This is a genomic window from Mariniluteicoccus endophyticus, from assembly GCF_054780035.1.
Map to the genome: position 1 here is coordinate 160,710 of NZ_BAAGXC010000013.1, position 6,019 is coordinate 166,728.

Sequence of the window (6,019 nt, forward strand, 5' to 3'; positions counted from 1 at the left end):
TCAGTCCTGGCCGCGGAGCCAGTCGCGGAGCTGCCAGGTGGCGCGTACGTCGTCCTCGTTGTACTCGAGCACGCGTCGCCGCGCCGCGTCCCGGGCCTCGTCGGTGGCACCGTGGCAGGCCTCGTCGTACCAGGCCTGCGAGTTGAGACCGCCCGCGTCTTCGTCGCGCCACTCGAAGCCCGCACCGAGCCGCGCCACCACCTTCAGCCCGAGCCCGCGGGCGCCGAACCAGTGGTCCTTCATGGTCTGGAACAGGTCGACGAACTCCGAGCGTGCGTACGTCAGCGCCCAGTCGAGCACCGGGTGGTCATAGGCTGCGGCGACCTGGCCCAGGCGTACGACCTCATAGCTGGAGTAGTGGTAGACCCGCACCGTCGCGTCGGACTCGACGAGCGATCGCAGCCACGTCATCGCCTCGACGGCGAGCTCGCCCTCCTCGTCGCGCGACATGTCGTGCCAGCGGCTGAACGCGACGAACCGCGGCGGGTCATCGGTGCGGGTGTCGTTGACGAGAAATCCCCACAGGTAGACGCGTTCGTCGCTGGCGGTCTCGATGTCGAAGTCGATCTCGAGGTCGGCTCCGGGGATGTCGATGGGGCCGGTGGAGATGCGTTCCAGGTCGACCTCGTCGACCATGAGCCGCGCCCGGTGGGCGGCGGTCTCGAGGCGCTGCTCGGCGCGGTCGCGGTGGCGGACCTCGGGCAGGTAGTCGGGCTTGAGCGCGTCGAGGTCGACGGCGGCCAGGTCGGTGATCGTGCGTACGCCGAGGCGGCGCAGCGCCTGGATCTCGCGGACGTCGAGGGGGGCCTTGTCGATGCGGACCGAGAGGTCGTCCTCGCCGAGCGTGGGCCGGCAGACCTCCCACCAGTCACAGGAATCGCACTCGCGGTTGCGGATGGGCAGGACGAGCGGGTCGCCGCCGGTGAGTGCGTTCTCGGCGACGCGGACGCGGAAGTCGTGCTCGTGGTCGTAGCGTTCGAGGACGGTACGCAGCCGCCAGCCGGTCTCGCTGGAGCGCGAGAACGTCCGGATCAGGGGTTCGGCCAGGTCGACCCAGGCGATCATGAAACGGTCGTCGTCGGGTCGCATGTCGGTCCCGACGATGCCGCCGAGGCGGTTGCGGGGGGCGCGGCCGGCGGCCTCGAGCAGACGCCAGTAGTGGCCGAGCTGGAGGAGGTCGCCGTCGCGGCCGGTGCGGATCGTGCGGTCGGGCCACTCGGTCGCGTCGTCGGGGGAGGGGCGGTCGAGCGTCGACACGGGCACGGCCCAGTGGGTCTCGCGGCCCGACTGCCTCTTCTCGGTCTGGAGGCGCCGCTTCACGACCACCGGGTGGTAGCCGGGCCGCCCGTCGGCGGTGTCGGCGCCCCGCACCCAGAACGTCGCGCGGCCGGAGCGGTGGCCGTCGAGGTCGAGCGGCAGGACACCGCCGATGATGACGGCGTCCCCCCGGTCCATCGCCGCCGAACACTCCTGCTCCTGCCGCGCCCAGGGCTGCTCGGCCAACCCACGCAGGTCGGTGACCGGTCCCGGGCAGCGCGCCAGCAGGTCGGCCAGCACGATGTCGGTGAACGACTGGCCCCCGTCGAAGCCCTCGCGGAGGGCCTCGTCACCGGAGGCCTTGTCGATCTCCTCGCTGGGACGGGGGACCTCCACCCCGGGCGCGAACCGGTTCCAGGTCTTGACCGCGCACGTGCGGGCGGCGTACGCGTCCAGGACGACGTCGGGCCGCGCGTCACCGCCGACCGACATGTCAGGCGACCGCCCGGTGGAGCGCGACTATGCCGCCGGTGAGGTTGCGCCACTCGACGCCGCGCCAGCCGGCCTCGGCCATCAGCCCGGCGAGGGTCTGCTGGTCGTGCCACGCGGCGATGGACTCGGCGAGATAGACGTACGCCGCCGGGTTCGACGCGAACGCTCGGGCCAGGTGGGGGATGGCGCCGAGGACGACGTTCTTGTAGACCGGCGCGGCCAGGGGCACCACGGGCGTGGAGAACTCGAGCACGACGATGCGCCCGCCGGGCCGGGTGACGCGGCGGATCTCGGCGAGCGCGTCGACGGTGTGTTCGAAGTTGCGCAGCCCGTAGGAGATCGTCACCGCGTCGAACGCGGCGTCGGCGAACGGCAGGTTCAGCGCGTCGGCCTGGATGAACGGAAGCCGGGGCAGGCGCTCCTTGCCGACCTTCAGCATGCCGAGCGACAGGTCGCACGGGATCGCGGTCGCGCCGGCGTCGGCGAACGGTTGGGTCGACACGCCCGTGCCGGCGGCGAGGTCGAGGACCTTCTCGCCCGGCTTCGGGTCGACGGCGGCGACGGTGGCGTGGCGCCACGCGAGGTGGAGACCCCCGGTCATCAGGCCGTTCATCAGGTCGTAGCGGCGCGCGACCCCGTCGAACATGGCCGCGACATCGGCGCGGCGCTTGGCAAGGGTGGCACGGTGATCGGACTTCGGCACGTCCACAGACTAGGGGATGGCACCGACACGAGGTGCTTCTCGGAGCGACGGGGCCGAACTGGGAAACGATGGGGGTGTTCACCAGGGCGGATTCAAGCGGTGAGCGCAAGGAACTCTGCGAGTTTCTCTGATGGTGTCAGATAGCCCAGAGTCTTGCGTGGGCGTCCGTTGAGGCTGTCCTGGATCGCGTCCAACTCCTCCCGGCTGACGATGCTCAGGTCGGTGCCCTTGGGTAGATACTGGCGAATCAGACCGTTGGTGTTCTCGTTGCTCCCGCGCTGCCAGGGCGAGTGCGGATCGCAGAAGTAGATCGGGATACCCGTGGCGGTGGTGAACGCGGCGTGCTGCGACATCTCCGCGCCCTGGTCCCAGGTGATCGTGCGCGTCAACGAGGATGGCAGCTTGCTGATCGCGGCGCGCATCGCTGCCTCGACCTGCTCTGCGCTCTTGCCATCTGGGAGGTGCAGAAGCAGCGTCATTCGTGTCGAGCGCTCGACGAGCGTCCCCACCGCGCTGCGGCTGCCCTCACCAAGGATGAGATCGCCCTCCCAGTGCCCGGGCACGGCGCGGTCGTCGGCTTCTGCGGGGCGTTCGCTAAGCATCACCATGCCGGGGATACGGCCGCGACCATCAGTGGTGCCGCGGGGCTTGCGGGCCGCTCTTCCGGAGCGTAGACACCGCGCCAACTCGCGGCGCAACGCGCCTCGGCCCTGGACAAACAGGGACTGATAGATCGTCTCGTGGCTCACCCGCATCTCCGGATCATCGGCGTAATCCAACCGTAGGCGCGCCGCGATCTCCTGCGGCGACCACAACTGCTCCAGTCGGCTGGCGACCTCCTCGAGCAGCCGACCCGACGCGAGCTTGAACGGCTTCGGCCTACGCGCTTGATCGCGAGCACGTTCGTGCGCATGCCATGCCGAGTAGCCGCAGCGACCCCCGCCACGCTTCACCTCACGACTGACAGTCGACACCGCACGCCCCAGGTGCTCGGCGATCGCGGTGAAGGTGTCGCCACGATTGATCCCCACCAGGATCTGCTCGCGCTCGTCAATCGTCAGGCAACCCTGGCGTGGCTCCCAGCCGAACGGCTGTGCGTCGACGTGCCTGCCGGTGCGGGCCATGATCCCAACCATCGGCGCGCTGCAGCCGATCTCTTGGGCGATGTCGACCAGCCGCCAACCCCTCGCGTGGAGCCTAAGCGCCAGCTGCTTCTGCTCCCGGCTGAGATGACCGTGCTTGCCCTGCATCTGAATCCTCCTGTGAACAGTGACTGCCTCATCTCACAGGACTCGTTGCGCTGACCGCTTGAATCCGCCCGTTCCGTAGTGACTTGGTGGCGGCTCTGGTCTCGCTCTACTTGGACCGCTTGGGCAAGGCTTTGAGTTCTGCTGCCGCGCTCATCGCGCTCGTGGCGGTCCTCTTCGGTCTGTATCTGGTGATGATGAACATCACATTCGGGCCTGTTTCCTCGTATATGAGCATTTTTTCTGAGGATCTCTCAGAAACCTGTGGATGCGCAGGCGACAGCGGGAGACACCGCCCTTAAAGTGGTTAGTGCCCCCCTCCCGAGGGACGCCAGACGTCCAGAAACGGAGGGTGCGTATGAACGCAGCCACGAACAAGCGCAACCACAATGATGACGACGATGAGGAGGACCAGGACAAGAAGGACCCGAGGGAACCGGCGGCCACCATGGCCTTGATCACGAGCTTCTTCGTGGCCGCCGGTCATACTCTCGATTTTTTCGAGCGACTGATCAGACCGACCTGCGCAGAGATGCTGGGCTGTCCGCTTGGCCACCCACTGCAGCAGACATCGAACGAGCCGCACGCACCGTCCCGAGCCTAGGAACCACGCGGCTCTGGTGTTGCACGGAACTGCAAAGGCAGACGCACTGTTGTTGAGTGGCTGTCTCGCAATTGTGGTTATGGACCAGCGGCGGCGTGACCGGACTGGACATCTGGCAATCCCTTGCTGTTCGAGCAGGCCGAGGGTGATGGCTCTGCAACCTTGGCGGGTCTATGCCCATCTGCATTTGAGAAATCGTCCGGGAGTGGGCTCGCCGTCGGGGGTCGGGACGATCTGGGTGTTGTCGAAGCTGGTTGTAACGGCGCGAAGTGGAAGTCCTGTGGCTCCGGTGAGGTCGATGCGGCAGTCGTGAAGGTGTGAGCGGGCGACGCCGATGCCTTGGTTCCCTTCAAAATGTGCGTCGACGAAGCGGAACTGGCTGCGTTCGCACACGGTGGCGCCGAACGCGATCACCGCTCCGTTCTTCCACGTGGTGCCGCTGAGGTCGATGATCGAGCCGGTCACCTGGCTCATTTCGATCCCGATGCATGCGTTGTCGAAGGTGACGCCGCTCCAGTCGAGGCGGACGTCAGTCCATTCCACGCCCCAAAAGCTGTAGTCGAGGTACTTCTCGCTCTGAGGTGGGGCGTTGACGGGGATGTGGAGGCTGGAGGTGAACAGCTCCAGCGCGCTGTTGACGGTCTCGGGGTCTTCGGACTTGCTGGCGATCGTGCAGGCTGTTGTCCTGGCTTGGATGACCAGGTCGGACTCCTTGCTCCGGACCCAGCCGTGAGCCTTGTCGAGGAGAGCAGGGTAGGACGCCTGATCTGCGCGGGCCTCACGTTTCAGCGAGGCCCGCTCATTGGCCCATATGGTGATGCGTTCGTTGACATCGGGCCAGGGCGTGAGATCAGCGGGGCGCTCGTCCATCATCGGCGTCCGGCCGCCGCTCGGATCCTCTCAAGTTCAGGAGCGGGGGGTGGCGTGCCGATCCTCGGCACGGCTGACGTCCGGTCGCTGCGTGCGCTGTCGAGGTACCCCTCGCCGTAGATCCCGGTAGCGGGGTGCCAAGAGATGAACCCGTACTCGAACTTCGAGATTCGTCCATCGCCCTCGGGCATCTCATCGCTGATCGGGTATCCCGTCCAACTGTTCTCCCACCCTGCACCAGCCCAAGCGTCCTTGATGAGCCCTTGCACCGAGTGCGCCCCTGACCCCGGAGACCAGTAGATTGAACCGTTTTGATGGTTCTCGAAATGTTGCCCGCAACCCCCTCGCGTGAGCCCGCAGAACTCATCTGAAGTGGGGTATCCGTAAGACGAGTTCTCCCATCCCATCGAGGCGTACTTGTCGCCAATCAGGCCACGTACGTAATGCGCTCCGGTGGCCTGACTGTAAAGTACCAGTCCCCCTTCGAACCTGTTCCCACACCCCCCGTCGCGCAGGTGACAGAACTCGCTGCTGGTCGGATAACCCAGGAACCCATTTTCCCACCCGGTGGACTGATACTTGTCTCGGATCAGGCCCGCGATCGTGTGGGCCCCGGGCGGGCCAACATAGATAGAGACCCCCCCATTGTGCGAGTAACAGCCATAGTTGCGTAGCCCGCAGGTGAAGGTGACGGTGGTTTCGGCCTGCGCCGGGGGCGGACTGATGAACGTGGTGGCCGCAACGAGGGGCAGAAGCAACGCTGTAGTAAGGATCCTAGTTATCCGGCTCTTCACAGATGAGGGTGTAGCGGTCGATGGCGGTGTGGGCGCGTCGGTCCGGGGATAG

6 protein-coding genes are annotated in these 6,019 nt (G+C 66.7%); 1 reads left to right on the forward strand and 5 read right to left on the reverse strand.

The window, feature by feature from the left end; genetic code table 11:
• From ACYVGD_RS04295 to ACYVGD_RS04305, 3 genes are all read right to left on the reverse strand, one after another.
• Window positions 1-1,749 carry a TM0106 family RecB-like putative nuclease gene (locus tag ACYVGD_RS04295; protein ID WP_460741747.1) on the reverse strand — a complete coding sequence of 583 codons (1,749 nt, stop codon included), beginning with the start codon at window positions 1,747-1,749 and terminating at the stop codon, window positions 1-3.
• A gap of 1 nt (window position 1,750) precedes the next feature.
• Window positions 1,751-2,395, reverse strand: coding sequence for a class I SAM-dependent methyltransferase (locus tag ACYVGD_RS04300; RefSeq protein WP_460741757.1), 645 nt, complete (start codon window positions 2,393-2,395; stop codon window positions 1,751-1,753).
• A gap of 149 nt (window positions 2,396-2,544) precedes the next feature.
• Window positions 2,545-3,702 (reverse strand): IS30 family transposase, encoded by a 1,158-nt coding sequence (locus tag ACYVGD_RS04305; protein WP_460741748.1) that lies wholly within the window; start codon window positions 3,700-3,702, stop codon window positions 2,545-2,547.
• 355 nt (window positions 3,703-4,057) lie between these two features.
• On the opposite strand from ACYVGD_RS04305, the gene ACYVGD_RS04310 reads away from it, so the two are divergent.
• Entirely contained in the window at window positions 4,058-4,303 is a 246-nt protein-coding gene (locus ACYVGD_RS04310) for a hypothetical protein (RefSeq protein ID WP_460741749.1), read from the forward strand.
• A gap of 171 nt (window positions 4,304-4,474) precedes the next feature.
• On the opposite strand, the gene ACYVGD_RS04315 is transcribed toward ACYVGD_RS04310, so the two are convergent.
• Window positions 4,475-5,173, reverse strand: coding sequence for a hypothetical protein (locus tag ACYVGD_RS04315; RefSeq protein ID WP_460741750.1), 699 nt, complete (start codon window positions 5,171-5,173; stop codon window positions 4,475-4,477).
• Window positions 5,173-5,967 carry an LGFP repeat-containing protein gene (locus ACYVGD_RS04320; RefSeq protein ID WP_460741758.1) on the reverse strand — a complete coding sequence of 265 codons (795 nt, stop codon included), beginning with the start codon at window positions 5,965-5,967 and terminating at the stop codon, window positions 5,173-5,175. The genes ACYVGD_RS04315 and ACYVGD_RS04320 overlap by 1 nt, the downstream gene beginning before the upstream one ends.
• Window positions 5,968-6,019: the final 52 nt, after the last annotated feature.